17 protein-coding genes are annotated in these 17,389 nt (G+C 49.0%); 8 read left to right on the top strand and 9 right to left on the bottom strand.

What is annotated here, in order from left to right:
- Positions 1-199: 199 nt before the first annotated feature.
- Positions 200-901 carry an OmpW/AlkL family protein gene (locus QEZ41_RS10940; protein WP_289411625.1) on the top strand — a complete coding sequence of 234 codons (702 nt, stop codon included), beginning with the start codon at positions 200-202 and terminating at the stop codon, positions 899-901.
- A 71-nt stretch (positions 902-972) separates the two neighbouring features.
- On the opposite strand, the gene QEZ41_RS10935 is transcribed toward QEZ41_RS10940, so the two are convergent.
- Genes QEZ41_RS10935 through QEZ41_RS10920 form a run of 4 tightly spaced genes read right to left on the bottom strand, consistent with a single transcriptional unit; the run spans position 973 to position 5,566 of the window.
- Positions 973-2,343 carry an MATE family efflux transporter gene (locus QEZ41_RS10935; RefSeq protein WP_289411623.1) on the bottom strand — a complete coding sequence of 457 codons (1,371 nt, stop codon included), beginning with the start codon at positions 2,341-2,343 and terminating at the stop codon, positions 973-975.
- Positions 2,344-2,355: 12 nt separating this feature from the next.
- Positions 2,356-4,275, bottom strand: a complete 1,920-nt coding sequence (locus QEZ41_RS10930) for a CHASE2 domain-containing protein (RefSeq protein WP_289411621.1) — start codon at positions 4,273-4,275, stop codon at positions 2,356-2,358.
- Positions 4,263-5,045 carry a FecR domain-containing protein gene (locus tag QEZ41_RS10925; protein WP_289411619.1) on the bottom strand — a complete coding sequence of 261 codons (783 nt, stop codon included), beginning with the start codon at positions 5,043-5,045 and terminating at the stop codon, positions 4,263-4,265. The genes QEZ41_RS10930 and QEZ41_RS10925 overlap by 13 nt, the downstream gene beginning before the upstream one ends.
- 2 nt (positions 5,046-5,047) lie before the next feature.
- Entirely contained in the window at positions 5,048-5,566 is a 519-nt protein-coding gene (locus QEZ41_RS10920) for a hypothetical protein (RefSeq protein ID WP_289411618.1), read from the bottom strand.
- A gap of 162 nt (positions 5,567-5,728) precedes the next feature.
- Between QEZ41_RS10920 and coaE the strand changes: the two genes are divergently transcribed.
- A complete protein-coding gene (gene coaE, locus QEZ41_RS10915; RefSeq protein WP_289411616.1) occupies positions 5,729-6,343 on the top strand; it encodes a dephospho-CoA kinase in 615 nt (204 codons plus the stop codon).
- Positions 6,336-6,533 (top strand): DNA gyrase inhibitor YacG, encoded by a 198-nt coding sequence (gene yacG / locus QEZ41_RS10910; protein WP_289411614.1) that lies wholly within the window; start codon positions 6,336-6,338, stop codon positions 6,531-6,533. The genes coaE and yacG overlap by 8 nt, the downstream gene beginning before the upstream one ends.
- Positions 6,534-6,541: 8 nt before the next feature.
- Here yacG and radC read toward each other — a convergent pair whose 3' ends face one another.
- The gene (gene radC, locus QEZ41_RS10905) at positions 6,542-7,216 is read right to left on the bottom strand and encodes a RadC family protein (protein ID WP_289411613.1); all 675 of its coding nucleotides are present in this window, start codon (positions 7,214-7,216) and stop codon (positions 6,542-6,544) included.
- A 241-nt stretch (positions 7,217-7,457) separates the two neighbouring features.
- Between radC and coaBC the strand changes: the two genes are divergently transcribed.
- From coaBC to argB, 4 genes are read left to right on the top strand one after another with little or no spacing between them, the layout of a single operon-like run.
- On the top strand, positions 7,458-8,657 hold the full coding sequence (gene coaBC / locus QEZ41_RS10900) for a bifunctional phosphopantothenoylcysteine decarboxylase/phosphopantothenate--cysteine ligase CoaBC (RefSeq protein WP_289411611.1): 1,200 nt from the start codon (positions 7,458-7,460) through the stop codon (positions 8,655-8,657).
- A 15-nt stretch (positions 8,658-8,672) separates the two neighbouring features.
- Positions 8,673-9,128, top strand: coding sequence for a dUTP diphosphatase (gene dut, locus QEZ41_RS10895; protein ID WP_289411609.1), 456 nt, complete (start codon positions 8,673-8,675; stop codon positions 9,126-9,128).
- Positions 9,129-9,142: 14 nt separating this feature from the next.
- Positions 9,143-11,773, top strand: coding sequence for a phosphomannomutase/phosphoglucomutase (locus QEZ41_RS10890; RefSeq protein ID WP_289411608.1), 2,631 nt, complete (start codon positions 9,143-9,145; stop codon positions 11,771-11,773).
- A 16-nt stretch (positions 11,774-11,789) separates the two neighbouring features.
- Positions 11,790-12,686, top strand: a complete 897-nt coding sequence (gene argB, locus QEZ41_RS10885; RefSeq protein ID WP_289411606.1) for an acetylglutamate kinase — start codon at positions 11,790-11,792, stop codon at positions 12,684-12,686.
- 71 nt (positions 12,687-12,757) lie between these two features.
- On the opposite strand, the gene QEZ41_RS10880 is transcribed toward argB, so the two are convergent.
- The 3 genes from QEZ41_RS10880 to pyrE form a co-directional block, all read right to left on the bottom strand.
- The gene (locus QEZ41_RS10880; RefSeq protein ID WP_289411604.1) at positions 12,758-14,125 is read right to left on the bottom strand and encodes a KamA family radical SAM protein; all 1,368 of its coding nucleotides are present in this window, start codon (positions 14,123-14,125) and stop codon (positions 12,758-12,760) included.
- 268 nt (positions 14,126-14,393) lie between these two features.
- Entirely contained in the window at positions 14,394-14,981 is a 588-nt protein-coding gene (locus tag QEZ41_RS10875) for a DUF4124 domain-containing protein (protein WP_289411603.1), read from the bottom strand.
- A gap of 35 nt (positions 14,982-15,016) precedes the next feature.
- Positions 15,017-15,661: an orotate phosphoribosyltransferase gene (pyrE, locus tag QEZ41_RS10870; protein ID WP_289411601.1), complete on the bottom strand. Its 645-nt coding sequence runs from the start codon at positions 15,659-15,661 to the stop codon at positions 15,017-15,019.
- A 143-nt stretch (positions 15,662-15,804) separates the two neighbouring features.
- Here pyrE and QEZ41_RS10865 point away from each other — a divergent pair, with 143 nt between their 5' ends.
- Entirely contained in the window at positions 15,805-16,584 is a 780-nt protein-coding gene (locus tag QEZ41_RS10865) for an exodeoxyribonuclease III (protein ID WP_289411600.1), read from the top strand.
- 44 nt (positions 16,585-16,628) lie between these two features.
- Here QEZ41_RS10865 and rph read toward each other — a convergent pair whose 3' ends face one another.
- Positions 16,629-17,363, bottom strand: a complete 735-nt coding sequence (gene rph, locus QEZ41_RS10860) for a ribonuclease PH (protein WP_289411599.1) — start codon at positions 17,361-17,363, stop codon at positions 16,629-16,631.
- Positions 17,364-17,389: the final 26 nt, after the last annotated feature.

Genomic DNA, 17,389 nt, shown 5'->3' with positions numbered 1-17,389 from the left:
TAGCATAGATTTACAGTCTAAAGATACCGTCTAGAATACCGCCCGCATTATTTATGAGCCCACATAGCACGCAAATATCTAGCCAGTTGCTGCTCGCATGCAACTAAAGCATTTGTTGACATGCATCAAAAGCTCACTCGACAACTTATCTGACACTTAGCGACACTCACACACAACGAAATGCATTATGGAGAACATTATGCGCAAAACACTATTAGCAACTTCTTTATTAGCTGCAGCGGTTGCTGCACCTTCAGCCTACGCTCACCAAGCGGGCGACATCTTGGTTCGTGCTGGTGCGGTGCATGTGTCAACTAACGAGAGCACTTCGGGCGTAAAAATTGATCGCGGCCCACTTGGTGGCACCAATCTAGGCGGTAAAGCTACGCTCAACAATGACACTCAGCTTGGTTTAAACCTTGCCTATATGATTACTGACAACATTGGTGTTGAGTTATTAGCTGCCACCCCGTTCAAGCATGAAGTTAAAGGGAAAGGAACAGGGTTAGGTGGTATTGCTGACGGTAAGCTAGGTACTTTAAAGCACTTACCTCCGACCCTAAGTGCTGTTTACTACCCAATGGCTAGCGGCTCGGCTTTCCAGCCCTACGTTGGTGCCGGTATTAACTACACTTGGTTCTTTGATGAAAAAGTAAGTAGCAGTGCTAAAAGCAATGGTTATAGAAATCTTCGTGTAAATAACTCTTGGGGTTGGGCAGCGCAGATTGGCGCTGACTATATGCTCACCGACAACATTATGCTGAACGCCCAAGTTCGTTACATTGATATTGACACCACAGCTTACGTGAATAATGTTGATCTTGGTGTTCCTGTTCGCGCCAAAGTAAACGTAGATGTTAAACCATGGGTTTACATGGCAGGTATCGGTTACAAGTTCTAATCTGAACCTAACCCTCCGAAAAACAGGCGCTTCGTGCGCCTGTTTTTTTATGTACGAACTTAAACCACAACTTAAGCAGCAGCCAGCAACAACCGCTTAGTCGCGGGCAGCAAACACAACGCCCGTACCAGCATAAAGCCCAAAAACGCCAACCATAAGCCGTGATTACCCAAAGGCTGTAACAGCCAAGCCGCAGGCGCACAGAGCAGCACCGCTAGCAACATGGCATTGCGCATCTCTCGGGTTTTACTCGCCCCAATAAACAAACCATCCAGCACATAGCTCCATACCGTAATCAACGGCAATAACGCCAAATACGGCAAGTACTCTTTCGCTATTGCCCGCACTTGCGCCATGCTGGTTTGCAGCGCGACAAAATACTCACCGAACAACATAAACAGCAGCGCAAAACCCAGACTCGCCAGCAACGAATAAAGCAAGGTCAACAATAACGCCCGCCTTAGCGCCAACCCATCGCGCGCGCCTAATGCATGTCCGGTTAACGCCTCCAAAGCATGAGCTAAACCATCCAGCGCAAAGGCAGTCAGCATCAAGCCATTAAGCAATAAAGCATTAGCAGCCACGACGCTGTCGCCCAAACGCGTACCCTGCACTGTGACCATAAAAAACACCGCCTGCAGCGCCAAACTGCGCAGTAAAATATCTCGATTGGCCGCCAGCAAAGGACGCCACTGCAACCAGCTGAGCAATCGCCCCCAAACCGTCACCGCGGGATGAGCGCGTAAATACCTTGCCGCCAAAAACAAGCCCGTTATCGCACCCAGCCATTCGGCTATCACGGAAGCCCGCGCTGCACCCGCTACTTCCCAGTGCAAGCCCAGCACAAAATAAATATCCAAAGCTACGTTAGTCAGGTTCGCCGCTAACAACATCCACAAAGCAGCCCGTGCGTTCTGCACACCCAACAACCAACCGGCTAGCACATGCATTAACAAAGCCGCTGGCAAACCCCATAAGCGAATCTGAAAATACTCGCGCGCTGTAGCATGCAAATCAGGACTGGCATTCATTAACTGCAGCGCCGCGTCGGTTAAGGATGTTGCGCCAGCCACGAGCAGCACAGTAAGCAGCATGGCCAAAATCAGGCTTTGCCACAGAATCAGCCGCAACAGTGCAAAGTCTTTTTGTCCCGCTGCCTGCGCGGTAAAGCCGGTACAGGCCATACGCAAAAAACCACAGACCCACACCAGCAAGGTATAGAGACTTGCGCCCACTGCCACCGCACCCAATTGATAGGCATGGGGCAAACGCCCAATCACTGCAGTATCCACCAGCGACACCATAGGCACCGACAGGTTGCTGAGAATCATGGGAATGGCTAACGCCCACAGGCGTTTACGCGTCTGGTCGTGCTGCCACGCATCCAATAAGACTGCTTGCCAGCGCGTTAGAAAGGATTGATTTCTAGGTGATTGATTCATGAACACTACAGATTATAAAACAGAGTCCCGCACCATCTTTTGCCAATCTAATACCCAAGCGGGCAAAGGCTGACTTTTACCTTTCAGGACTAAACCTTCGATGGGATAACAAGGCAACCTATCTTTAACCGCATCATAGGTGGCTTCACCAATAAGGATATCAACTCGCTGACAAGGACGCTGCGCTGCTGGCAGTTGCTGCCACTGTTGCTGCACTTCCTTGGTCGCGCTTTCTAAACGTGCAGCAATATTAACGGCATCACCTATGGCTGTGTAGTTAAAACGCCCAGCCGCGCCGATATTGCCGACAATGGCTTCGCCGGTATTGATACCGACACCCATGCGTAGCTGGCGTATCGGGTCATCGGGCCAGCGGCGATTAAACTTCTCTAACGCTTGCATCATGGCAGCAGCAGCTAGGCAGGCATGATAAGCATGGTCCTCATCAGCTAAGGGCGCATTAAACAGCGCCATCACTGCATCACCGATTAACTTGTCCAGCGTGCCCTGATAGCGATGCAATCGGTTAATCATTAAACCAAAATACGCATTAAGGTGTTGTACCAACACCTCAGTATCCAGCGCTTCGGTGGTCGGGGTAAAGTCGCGCAAATCCGTGAACAAAGCGGTTATTTGCTGGCGCTGACCGCCCAAATGCAAATCCTCACCCCGCTGCACCAGTTTATTCACCAAGGTGGGCGCCACATAACTACTAAAAGCATTACGCAGATACCGCGTCTCTGCTGTATTGATTCTAAATAGCCAAGCCTCGCCCAGCACCAACCACAAAAACAGCAGAACGATTGGATAAAACACTTCCAACCATAGATTAAAATACTTGTACGCCACCAAACCCAGCACACATAGAACAACCGCCTGCAAACCCCACACTGCAATTCTGATTACGGGCAAACTCAATTGCCATGTCCAGATACCTATTAACAGGCTCACACACATCAAAGAAAACAGCTGCAGCCCATTAATTGGCGTCAACAAACTGCCATCTAATAAATTCCCCAGCAAGGTTAGGTGTATCAACGGACCGGGAATTTGCCCTAATGGAGTGGCACGAATATCAGTGACACCCGCCTCGCTAATACCCACGAGCACAATGCGTCCGGCAACACGCTCTGCCTGCCAGTCGTCTTGCATCAATTCAGCAAAGGTTATGCGCTGCCAGCTGTCGGTAGAGTAAAAATTCAAACGCAGTCGCGCTTGCGCATCCACGGGTAAATGCTGTGCGCCTAGCGATGCATGCTCGGCGCTAAGCTGCACATCTTGCTGCTTGGCTAAGCGCCACATTTGCACCGCCAGATTAGGCAACACCAAATCATGCACTTGAAACGCAACAGGGTAATGGCGAAACAGCTGATCCTCATCGGCAGTGATATTTAGCGCCGCTAATAACGGCAGCGCCTCGCGAATGTGCTGCGTCGGCAATTCAATACGCTCGCTAGCAATAAGGCCGCTATGCTGAGCACCTAATAAAGCCGAGTCAGCCAAGGTGTTCCAAGCCGCCTTATCCAGCGCAGAACTCATCGGTCCATTAAGAAACAGCCCGCCAATAACCGGCAATTGCGCCAAGGTTTGCGTAAGTGCTAAATCGTGACGTGCTCTAGTCGCCTCAGAGAACAGCATATCCAGCCCGATCACTTCAGCCTGCTCTAAACGCTGCAACCCTTCAGCCAAAATCTTGCGCTGCCATGGCCAACGCCCAAACTGGCGAACACTATCATTTTCAATTTCAAGAAACACCAGCTCAGGCGGGGGCTGACGCGAATTGAAGCTGTAATAGACATCGGATAGCTCACCCGCCAATGACTGCACCAGAGGTCGAGGGTTTTGTGCAACCGCATACACCAGCAGCAGTAAGAGAAACGCCAACCCATATAAAACCAGCTTGCCACGCAGCAGTTGCTTTAATTCAACCATTGCGCCAGTTCGTTGTGTTGCTGCTCAAGCTCGTCGCTGATGGGCGCCTCAAGGGCAATGTTTTTTGCATCGCGCTCACTCAGTGATAGCTGCAAACCCTCTTGCAGAGCAATGGCGTGGACAAAAGCGGAGAACTCGCCACGACGCTGCTCGGCGAACTGAGCAAACTCCTGTCCACGGCTTTTAACAAACCGCTCAAACTCAAGGCGTTCTTGTTCGCTAAGCTCCAACACGTCAGAGTTCGGTTTGGTTTGGTAATACGCCATTTCCTGCTTGTCTTGGCGCTGCACCTCAATCAAACCGCGAATCAGTGCCACTTGAGTGTTTTTGTCTTGACTGGTCAATAAAAACCTTGTGCCTTTGACACCAATCACTATTAAAGGCGTATGCGCCTGCAGCTCTTGTTCTTTAGCTTGGCGCTGCACTTCAAACACTGCGCTGCCTTCATCCAGATTCAATTGTTGCGCCTGAATAATGGTTACTTTGCTGCTGTTATCCAGCACCAGCTCGCCTGCGTCATAAATAATTAAGGCCTTACCATTGGTTAGCGTAAAAACCTTATCGCCGGCACATAACCCATGGGGAATTTGTAAATCGCGCAAAGGAAATGCAGCCTGCGCGGGCTGCACTTTAACGATTCCTTCGATGCGTTGCAGCGTTGCAATAGCTTCACACGGCTGGGCATGGGCAACATTCAACACCCCGGACACAATAAAAAACAGCGCCAGCACTGCTCCTCGTTTTATGTGTTTCTCCTTAATTTTTGGCATGCTTAACTGCGCTGCATATCACGCACAAGATAGGACAAGGCTTGGGCAAGCTCTTGAGCAATATTGGGCTGCCGAGCAATGCGCAATAGCGGTGTTGAACTGCTTGAGTGCGTGATGATGCAGTCAACCTTGTTAGCAAAACAGTCGTAACCAAAGGATGAGCTCATACCAAATACATTAATGGTGCGCGAACGCACTTGCAGCTGCCCTGTTTGCACGGTACGCGTCTGTTCGCGAATCGATAACTCACCATGCTTTACCACGCTTATGCTGTAAACTATGTCTTGTGGATTGCGATAGCCGACCTGATAACCCGACAGCAGTGCATGCTCTTTTAGCAGCAAATTTATCTGCGCTATCAGAGCGCTACGTTCATCCTGAATGGCTTGCAACCGCATGATTGAGTCAAGATACTGCTGGCGTTCATTGCCTTCGAGCACAGGCGACTCTGCAGCACTAGTTAGCGGTATGTGCAAGAACACAGCAAAGAAAATAGGTAAGAATTTACGGTAACTACGCATAATGATTTCCCGGTTAAGTAAAACGTCTTAGGCGTTATTTTTCGTGACTAAGAATACTTTATTGCATCGCAGAAGACAGTGATTGCGCACAAAATATCAGCAAGACGTGACCCTGCTGTCATATTTTTGTATTGTGTCGCCTATTAATACTGAGAGACAACTATGCAAGCACCTTGGGTGATAGGTTTAACCGGCGGGATTGGCAGCGGTAAAAGCGCGGCAGCCAAGGCTTTTGCCAAGCTTGGGATCCATACAGTAGATGCTGATGATGCCGCACGCTGGGTGGTCGAGTCAGGTCAACCGGCGCTGCAGGCTTTGGTCAATCACTTCGGCGAAAAAATACTGCATGCTGACAGCAGTCTTAATAGAGCTGCATTACGCGAGCTTATTTTCACTGATGCCGAGCAGCGCCTGTGGGTGGAGCAGTTATTACATCCCTTGATTCGTCAGGCCATTGAAGAAAGCCTTGCGCAGGCACGCTCAGCCTACGCCTTGCTGGTTTCGCCCCTACTGATAGAATCAGGCCAGCATCAAAGAGTGGAGCGCGTCATTGTGGTCGACGTGCCAACCCACATACAGGTTGAGCGTACGCTAGCCCGCGACAAGGTGAGTACAGAGCAAGTGCAGGCTATTCTGGCCGCACAAATGCCACGCGAACAACGCTTAGGCTATGCGGACGACATTTTATCCAATCATGGCAACCTAAACGAACTCGAACTGCAGGTCGCTCAATTGCACAAAAAATATTTACAGCTTCTGGAGAACCCTCATGACTAAGCCACTGAGTGTCGCTTGTCCAAAATGCGAGAAACAAGTGGTCTGGAGCACAGACAACCCGCATCGCCCTTTTTGTAGTGAACGCTGCAAACTAATTGATTTTGGCGCTTGGGCTAACGAAGAACACAGCATTCCCGGCGAGCCTGACCTTAACGATTTATCTTCTGACTATGGTGATGAGCAGTACTAGTTAGCTGCTTACATCCAGCCGTGCTCTACCATAGATAAAGGTTCACCGTCACCCACAATAAAATGGTCCAGAATGCGCACATCAATCAGCGCCAACGCCTCTTTTAAACGCTCGGTCAGAATTTTATCCGCCTGACTGGGCTCAGATACTCCAGATGGGTGGTTATGAGTCAGAATAAGTGCTGCCGCATTATGCGCCAGTGCGCGCTTTACGACTTGACGTGGATACACGCTAGCACCGTCAATCGTGCCGTAAAACAACACTTCAAAGGCCAAAACTCGATGCTTGGTATCCATAAATAAGCAGGCAAACACCTCGTGGGGCTCATGGCGCAACTTCGCTTTAAGAAAATCCCTCACCGCCTGCGGGCTTTCCAGTGCTGACTCGCGCGCAATGGTGGCAGCAAGGTGGCGTCGTCCCATTTCCAGCACTGCTTGTAACTGTGCGTACTTAGCCGGCCCTAAGCCCATGTGCTGCGTGAATTCATCAATATCGGCTTCTAGCAACTGCCTTAAGCCACCAAACTCGGCCAAAAGCCTGCGCGCTAACTCAACTGCGCTACAGCCCCGCACGCCGGTACGTAAAAAAATAGCCAGCAATTCTGCATCTGATAGAGCCACCGAACCATGGGCAAGCAGCTTCTCACGTGGACGTTCCTGTTCAGGCCATAGCTTTATACTCATTATCACACTCCTTTGCGATTAAATGCATTATGCGCTTGCGAATGTCACAACAGCCTTTTCGTAAATCAACCCTGAACCCCTGTATAGCTCCAATCACACGTAGAGTTGCGCTCCAACAGCAGCGCCAACAAATACAGCAACAGTGAGCCCTTAATCAGCAACATTCATTTCATACTTTATATGCTATCTTAGGCCGGTAATTTCACTTTGCCATTTTCTTCCTGAACTATTAGATAAAACCATGCAACGGCTGTTTAACAAACGAATTATTCTTGGAATTGGCGGCGGTATCGCAGCTTATAAAAGTGCTGACCTAGTACGCCGCCTCAAAGATCATGGCGCCGATGTGCGCGTGGTCATGACGCGCGGGGCACGCGAATTTATTACCCCACTGACGCTGCAAGCCTTATCTGGCCACCCGGTGCATCTGGATCTGCTCGATACGGCCGCAGAAGCGGCTATGGGACATATTGAACTGGCGCGCTGGGCGGACTTAGTGATGATCGCGCCAGCAACGGCTGAGTTAATCGCTCGGCTTGCGCTGGGCAATGCCAATGACTTGCTAACCACCTTGGTTCTTGCCACCGATGCGCCACTGGCGATTGCTCCGGCGATGAATCAAGCCATGTGGCGTGATCAAGCAACACAAGACAATATCCAAGCCTTACAAAAGCGCGGTTACAGCATTCTTGGCCCTGCTGCGGGTAGCCAAGCCTGCGGTGATCTTGGTTTTGGTCGCATGCTCGAGGCTGATGAACTTGCTCACGCTGCTGCGGATAACTTTCAGCGTCTGACTCTAACTGGCAAGCACGTATTGGTTACCGCAGGTCCTACGCAAGAAGCTATCGACCCAGTGCGTTACATTACCAACCACAGCTCCGGCAAGATGGGTTTTTCTATTGCTCAGGCTGCTGTGGAAGCCGGCGCACGCGTCACCTTGGTCACTGGCCCAGTACAACAAACGACTCCCGATCGAGTCGAGCGCATCAATGTAACCAGCGCTCAAGAAATGCTAATTGCCTGCGAAGCGGCTATGCCTTGCGATATTCTGATTGCCGCAGCCGCAGTGGCTGATTTCCGCCCAGAAATTTATACCGAACATAAGCTTAAAAAAGACACCGATACGGATGATGGTTTAATTTTACGTCTGATACGTAACCCAGATATTCTCGCAACTCTAGCTAAACGAAGTGATCGTCCTTTTTGTGTGGGCTTTGCCGCAGAAACCCAGAACATTTTGCACTATGCTGCCGGTAAACTAAAAAGCAAAAACCTTGATCTGATAGTGGCTAACGACGTTGCCAACACAGCTATCGGCTTTAATAGTGACGAAAACGCCATCTCAGTGATCGATCGCCAACATAAGCAAACGCATTTTGCACAAACCTCAAAGAGCAAAATAGCACAGCAACTAATTGAATTTATTAGCAAAAAACTTTAAACGGGCTAACCGGACATGTACAACCTACAAACAAAAATCCTCGACCCACGCCTTGGCGATGAGTTTCCACTACCTAGTTATGCCACCCCCGGCTCTGCCGGATTAGATCTGCGCGCTATGGTACAAGAGCCTCTTGAGCTACAACCTGGGCAAACCCAGTTGATTCCCACTGGATTATCGATTTACATCGAAGACTCTGGCCTAGCTGCTGTGATACTGCCCCGCTCAGGTTTAGGCCATAAACACGGTATTGTTTTGGGTAATCTGGTCGGTCTGATTGACTCGGATTACCAAGGCGAGCTGATGGTGTCTTGCTGGAACAGAGGACAAAACACGTTCACCATCGATGTAGGTGAGCGCATTGCCCAGCTTGTTTTGGTCCCTATTGTGCAGGCAGAATTGGCCATCACACAAGAATTTGCTACGAGCGAGCGTGGCGCTGGTGGTTTTGGGCACACGGGTAAAGCATAAATTAAGGGGACACTATGAAGCTCTTTAAGCGCAAGATCAAAGACACGCAAAATACGGACGTTATCGCACCGGAAAAAACCAAAAAGCCACAGAGCAACACCCATCTACTCATAGGCCTATTTTTATGCATAGTGGGCATTGCGGGTGCCACCGCCCTATTGCTTTGGTCACAGACAGAAGCACTCGATGAACAGCAGCAAAAATACACCCAAGCTTGGACAGAAGCTTTTTTATCCAGCGTCAAACAAAGCGTTGAGTTAATTAACAACGATGCACAAGCCATTGCCGAAAACCCTGCCGTAATCGCTGCATTACATAGCAAGGACGAACAAGCCATACAGATTCTTGCCCAACAGCTGAGCTATCGAGCCAGCGTCGTTGATTTGTTTATCAGTCCGCGCGGTCAAGCAGCTTTAGACAATCAACGAGCCGCACCCATCAATTACGCTGCTTTAGATCTTATCAACAGCGCTGAAAGTGGTAACAAACCTGCACCTGAGTTTTTTATTGCGGATAACAAACGTTATATCTATCAAGCCACTGCCGTGCTTGCTCCAACCAGCAAGCGCGCCATTGGTACAGTGTTAATTACCTATGATGCAGCACTGCTAAGCAAAACCCTACCTAACCTCAGTAGCCACGACTTGCAAATCAGTTTGCAGCAAAAACTACCCAACGCTCCCCAGCTCACTATTGCCAGTAAGGGACAGGTATCTGGTAGCTTCACCAGCAAAACCCTAACTACTGCTCACCCTCAGTGGACATTAACTCTTACTCAAACAAACAAGTCTTTGACCAGCAACACGGGCTTTATTTTAGCTGCTGGCGCCTTAGCTATTGCCTTAATCAGTGGTCTGGCTGCGTTATTTGTTGCCTATTTTGGCTTACGCACACAAACGGACAAAGACTGCCGCCAATTCAGTCAGTTACTGCAGGAGTGGCAAATGGGTAAAAGCTTCAATGCGGACATGCTACGCACCCCTGCACTGCAAGCCTTAGCAGTCTCGCTTTCACATACAGCCGCCCAAAAAAGAAGCCAGCCCTCCGCCCCCAAGCCACCTGAACCAACACCGACACCAGTCGAATCTGAACAGGCAGAGAGTTTTAGCGAAGAGCAACCTGCTGCAGCGCAACCAAGCTTTGCGCAAGATCATTTACAAACCAGTAGTATCTTGGTTGAAGATGAAATATTAGACATCGATATCTTGGACGAAGAACTTGATCCGTTTGGCTTAAATCAAGCCACTAATAACAGCTTCGACTTAACGCAGCAAAGCGTCGTCAGCAGCATCTTTCGTGCCTACGACATTCGCGGCATTGTCGATGAGACACTCACCAGTGATACCGCCTACTGGATTGGTCGTGCGGTGGGTGCAGAAAGCATTAATCAAGGCCAACCGGCTGTTGCTGTAGCACGTGACGGTCGTCTGTCCGGCCCTGAACTCAGCGAGTCACTGATTCAAGGACTGGTGGAAGCCGGCTGTGAGGTGACTGACTTAGGCATGGTGCCTACGCCCGTACTGTATTTTGCCACCCACACGCTGCCAGCGACGACTGGGGTTATGGTGACCGGCAGTCATAACCCAGCCAACTATAATGGCTTTAAGATTGTTATCGACGGTGAAACCTTAGCGAACGAGCGCATCACTGCGCTGTATGAACGCATTAAAGATCATGATCTCTCAACGGGTTCTGGTCGTGTAGAACAATTAGATATTCTACCCGCCTACCTTGATCGTATCTGTAGTGATGTTGCTTTAGCTAAACCATTAAAAATAGTTATCGATTGCGGTAATGGCGTAGCGGGAGTTATCGCGCAGGAGTTGTTTGAAGGCTTAGGCTGTGAAGTGGTGCCATTATTTTGCGAAGTTGATGGGAATTTCCCCAATCACCACCCAGATCCCGGCAAGCCAGAAAACCTGCATCAACTGATTATGACGGTGCAGCAGCAACAGGCCGATATAGGTATCGCTTTTGATGGCGACGCCGACCGCCTTGGCGTGGTAACCAACACCGGGCAAATTATTTTTGCAGATCGTTTAATGATGTTACTGGCTAAAGATGTGGTTTCACGCAATCCCGGTGCTGACATCATCTTTGACGTCAAATGCTCGCGCCGTTTACCGGCACTGATCAGCGGCTATGGGGGTCGTCCGATAATGTGGAAAACCGGTCATTCACTGATGAAAGCCAAGCTTAAGCAAACCGGCGCGTTATTGGCCGGTGAAATGAGTGGCCATATTTTCTACAAAGAGCGTTGGTACGGTTTTGATGATGGTTTATATAGCGCGGCTCGCTTGCTAGAAATCATCGCGATGGATACTCGTACTAGCGAACAAATATTCGCCGCATTCCCAACCAGTCACTCAACACCAGAGTTAACCATTGACGTTACGGATGACAGCAAATTTAAAATTATTAACACGCTACTAAACGCTGCCCAATGGGGTGAAGGCAAGGTAAACACCTTAGATGGCGTGCGCGTTGACTACCCAAAAAGCTGGGGCTTAGTGCGCGCATCCAATACTACCCCCACGCTGGTGCTGCGTTTTGAAGGTGACAGCCAAGAAGAGTTGCAGGCAGTCATTGAAATTTTCCGCAATCAATTGTTAGCCATTGAACCCTCTTTATCTTGGCCTTTTTAGTTTTTGGAGTAAATAAATGACCTTAGACCGTGCCGCTGCTGCACATGTTGCCGAAGTTCTATCCGAGGCATTGCCCTATATCCGTCGCTTTGTCGGTAAAACCTTGGTCATCAAATATGGCGGTCATGCCATGGAAAGCGAAGAACTTAAAACCGGTTTTGCTCGCGATATTGTACTGATGAAAGCAGTGGGTATTAACCCCGTAGTTGTACACGGCGGCGGCCCACAAATTGGTGAACTGCTTAAGCGCCTAAGCATAGAAAGCCGTTTTGTGGACGGCATGCGTGTTACTGACGGGCAAACCATGGACGTAGTAGAAATGGTACTCGGTGGACAGGTGAACAAATCCATCGTTAACCTCATTAATAGTCACGGCGGTAGCGCTATTGGTTTAACCGGTAAGGACGCACGCCTAATTCGTGCGCGCAAGCTGCAAGTAACCCGACAAACCCCCGCCATGACCAAACCAGAAATCATCGATATTGGTCAGGTGGGTGAAGTTTCCAGCATCAATACCGATTTGCTGCACATGCTGGTGCAGGGTGACTTTATTCCCGTCATTGCCCCCATCGGGGTCGGTGATAACGGCGAGTCTTATAACATTAACGCTGACTTAGTAGCAGGTAAGGTTGCTGAGGCACTCTGTGCTGAGAAGCTGATGTTGCTGACCGATATTGCCGGTTTAATGGACAAGGAAGGTAATGTGCTGACTGGTCTAAACACCGAACAGGTTGATGAGCTGATTGCTGACGGCACTATTTATGGCGGCATGCTACCGAAAATCCGCTGCGCTCTGGATGCTGTACAAACGGGCGTGCAAAGTGCGCACATTATTGATGGTCGCGTGCCTAATGCTGTTCTGTTGGAAATTTTTACTGATCACGGTGTCGGAACGCTGATCACCAACGAATAAAAACCATCCAAATACAAAAAAGCCTAGACAGCTATTATACTGCCTAGGCCTTTTTTATGCGCAAACGTTATTTATTCGTCGTACGCCACGGCTTGCATCGCATCGTACTCATCGCTAAAGAAAAACTTATCTTCACCCAGAGCCGGCTTTAAATCATCAAACCAAGTTGCATTCTCGTCATATTTAGCAAAGAAAATACGCTGCACCCAGTCCGGATTACGACCCTGAATAAAGCGTAAAGCAAACACTTTTTCGCCAGCGATTTCCACTACGCCTTGAATTTCAACCTTACCCGGCCCAGCACTCATGGAAGGTCCACGTGCAGTACGCGCCAAACCAGACACCTGCTTAATCGCCTCACGGTAAATCTCGTAGGTACGTATCAAAGGCACTTCAAAGTAACGTTTCGCCCCTGTATCACGCTCAACAAACATATAGTACGGAATAATTCCTAAGCGAACTTGGGTATCCCACATGCGCGCCCACACGGCTGGGTCATCGTTAATGTGCTTTACTACCGGTGCTTGTGCACGAATTACCACGCCTGTATCGCGAATACGGCGAATCGCTTCACGCACGATAGGGGTTTCCATCTCACGCCAATGGTTAAAGTGCGCCATCAAAGCCACATGCTTACCACCTTTAACCAAACGCTCGAACAGTGCTAGCAATTCATCGGCATCCGGATCGGTGACATAACGCTGCGGCCAGAAAGTCAGTGACTTAGTACCAATACGGATACTTTGCACATGATCAAGTGACGGATGCAGCATGCCATCCAAATAACCTTTTAAGTGATGGGTTTTCATCACCATGGGGTCGCCACCGGTAATTAACACATCAGTGACATCTTTATTCTGTGCCAAATAAGCATGCAGACTACCCGCTTCGTTACTGGCAAAGCGAAGCTCTTTATCACCGATAAACTGCGCCCAGCGGAAACAGAAGGTACAGTAGCTATGACACACCTGACCCTGACTGGGGAAAAACAGTACGGTTTCACGGTATTTGTGCTGCATGCCCGGCAGTGGCTCACCATCCAAAGTAGGCACATTCATTTCTTGCTGACCCGCTGGGTGCGGATTGAGCTTCTGGCGGATTTCGTTAGCAATGACGCTGATTTCACTGCGCTCTGCATCGCGCTGTAGGGCATCAGCCATGCGCTGATAATCCTCGGGATACAGCATGCCACGCTGCGGGAAGGTCAGTTGAAAAATCGGGTCGTTAGGTATATCGCTCCAATCAATCAACTCATCAATTACGTACTGGTTCACTCGAAAAGGCAGTACGTTGGCAACAACACGCATTTCAAAGCGTTGTTCTTCTGTTAATTTTTGTAGCGGTTTAATCTTGTCCAGTTGCCGCTCAGTATATACTTGAAATTTTGTGTTTTTCGTCAATGCCTCATCTGAGGCTATTATTTTTATAGCTTGATTCATGGGTACTCTCCACTCTACGCAAGTGCATTACAGAAAACCTGCAGCAGCTATAACAGCTGCACTTGCTTGGATTGGGTATCCCCCGTAGGGAAGACAATTACCTGAAAGTCAGGTAAAAAATGTGGCCTAGGCAACTTCTGTTTGCCTAGCGCGCCAAATACATGGGAATTTCCCACACAACTCGGAACTACTCCGAAAAGGCACTCTTTTTTGCAAAAAGGCAGGGAAGGGTAAGTTATTTCGAGTTAAGACTCAATTTTTTTTAGACTTATTTTTTGCCTAACAACTGCATAATGCGCTGCTTGTCTTGCGCAAAATCCCGCTCAATGTCTGCTTTTTGCTCTGTGTACTGCTCAATATCTCGTAAATATTTTGTTTCAGTTGTTTCGTGCTTATCAATTTCTTGCAAAACATCCTCTGGTACTTTTTTCCCAGAACGCTCCATATTAGCAGCTTTGCTCAACAATTGCGCTTTGTTGGATGTTACTGAATGTAGGTTGCCACGCACCAAAGCAATCAATCCATCGATTTCTACCAGCTTACGATCACGTGCACGTTCGACATCTTCCGGTGTGCTATACAGGCGTAACAGATGGCGATCGTATTGCTCTTGCTGCTTGGCTTCTTGCATCCGTTGATGCTCTTCAGCGGTAGGTGCACGAGGGACTGTACGAATCACGCGTCCGCGTTCATTTAAAACGTCATAACCCTTACCAATATAGTTAGGCGGCACACCCTGGCGGCTGATAACAGTGATGCCGTTATCATCTACATATCTGTAATACTCCACGGCTTGCGCACAGAACGGCACACCCAATGCAAATATGGAAACCCCTATAAGCTTTCTTAGCCTCATGTCATCACTCCCTAGCCAAAATATGCCGTCAAGGCTTAGACAACACCATACTGTTCTCGATAACGCTCAACTGCAGGCAAATACTTTTTCAGTTCTGCATCCTTGGCTAAATATTCTAATACCTGTTTAAGCGACACAATACTGATCACCGGCATAGTAAAGTCACGTTCTACTTCTTGTATCGCGGAAAGCTCATGCTTGCCACGCTCTTGCCTATCTAACGCTATCAATACGCCAGCAGCCTGTGCAGCTTGCCCGTCAATAATCTGCATTACCTCACGAATTGCAGTTCCAGCGGTGATTACATCATCAATAATCATCACCCGTCCCTGCAATGGCGCACCCACTAATGTGCCGCCTTCGCCATGCGCTTTAGCTTCCTTGCGGTTAAAGCACCAAGGTTTGTCCTGCTGATACTGTTCAGCCAAGGCAATCGCGGTTGCAGCCGCCAAAGGAATGCCCTTATATGCAGGCCCAAACAACACGTCATACTCAACCCCGCTTTCAAGCAAAGCCTGAGCATAAAACTGACCCAACTTGGACAACGCCATACCTGAATTAAACAAACCCGCATTGAAGAAATAAGGACTCACTCGACCTGACTTCAAGGTAAATTCACCAAAACGCAAAACACCGCGCTCAATAGCAAAACGGATAAATTCTTTCTGATAAGCTTGCATAGCTGTCCTTTTAGAAAAAGCTTGTGAGGAGTATTTGACGATAAACAACTTACGTTCGCCAGCTTTGCCACATTTCAGTGGTTACTTAGCTAAAAGTTTAATTCTTGGTTATCATATCACGCAGTTTTTGACAGGGGTTTCCCATGCGGATTATAAGTATAAATGTTAACGGGATTCATGCTGCAGCAAACAATGGTTTGTTCGACTGGTTAGCTAACCAAAACGCTGATGTGATTTGCCTGCAAGATACCCGCGCTGCTAATGATGAAGTAGAAAAACTCGCATTACAACTGGATGATTTTTTTTGTTTTTCAACGAGCGCTGAACAGCCGGGCCAGGCTGGTGTGGCTATCTTAACGCGCACGCCACCCAAAGCTATTATCACCTCACTGGGTCTGATGAGCGGCGATTATCAGGGACGTTTTATCCAAGCTGACTTCGATAAAATAAGCATTGCTAGCCTCCTCTTCCCAAGCGGACAACCCTGCACCGAAGCTTTGGCAGAAAAAGCTAGATTTCTGCAAGAGCTGACACCTTTTTTAGACAAACAACGCCGTAAGCGCCGCGATTATATTTACAGCAGCTCAACCTATATTGCCCATCAAAAAATTGATGTGAAGTTCTGGCGTGACGCACAAGAAAAGGTCGGCTTTTTACCCGAAGAGCGTGCTTGGATGGACGAAGTTATTTGCAACATGGGCTACATCGATGCTCTGCGGGAAGTCAATCGAGAAAGCGACCAGTTCAGTTGGTGGCCAACGAGCGATGGTGCGCAAGCACTTAATCTGGGCTGGCGTTTTGACTATCAACTGCTGACACCCGGTTTAAAACGTACTGTACGCAACGCACGCTTGTTTCGTAACGTGCGGTTTTCTGAGCACGCGCCATTTCAGGTCGATTACGAGTGGACGCTGAGCATGTAAGTTACCAACAAGAGCGCAGGCATTTGGCCCACGCTCTTGATGAATTAATTTACTGCACTTAGAGCCGCTTGCTGAAGCGCAAAGAGCTCTTTCAGGCCACCCTCAGCTAAAGCTAGCATGCTGGTTAACTGCTCACTGGTAAAAGGCGCGCCTTCCGCTGTGCCCTGCACCTCAATAAAACCACCGGCATCCGTCATCACCACATTCAGATCCGTTTCTGCGCCTGAGTCTTCTGGATAGTCCAAATCCAATACAGCTTCACCCTGATAAACACCCACAGATACAGCGGCAATCATTTGCTGTACGGGTAACTCAGCTTTTTTATCTAACCAGCCGCGCTCGCGCATCACGTTTAATGCGTCCACCACAGCCACCATCGCACCCGTGATTGCTGCTGTGCGTGTACCACCATCGGCTTGAATCACATCACAGTCGACAGTCAGGGTGTAATCACCCAGCTTGCATAAGTCCAGCGCTGCGCGCAACGAGCGGCCAATCAAGCGTTGGATTTCTAGCGTGCGCCCGCCCTGCTTACCACTGCTCGCCTCACGGCGCGTACGCTGACCAGTTGCTCTGGGCAACATGCCGTATTCTGCGGTTAACCAGCCTTGATTTTTTCCACGCAAAAAACGCGGCACACCTTCTTCCACACTGACGGTACAAATCACCTTAGTCTGCCCAAACTCCACCAACACTGAGCCCTCAGCATGGCAGGTATAGTTACGCGTTATTTTCACTTCACGCAGCTGATCTGCGCTGCGACCACTTGGACGTGTCATTGAACCACCTTATTGCAGATATATTT

Source organism: Thiopseudomonas acetoxidans (assembly GCF_030362935.1).
In the GTDB taxonomy this organism is placed as follows: domain Bacteria; phylum Pseudomonadota; class Gammaproteobacteria; order Pseudomonadales; family Pseudomonadaceae; genus Thiopseudomonas; species Thiopseudomonas acetoxidans.
The sequence above is the reverse complement of the archived record's forward strand: the minus strand, read 5'-3'. Positions and strand labels throughout refer to the sequence as shown.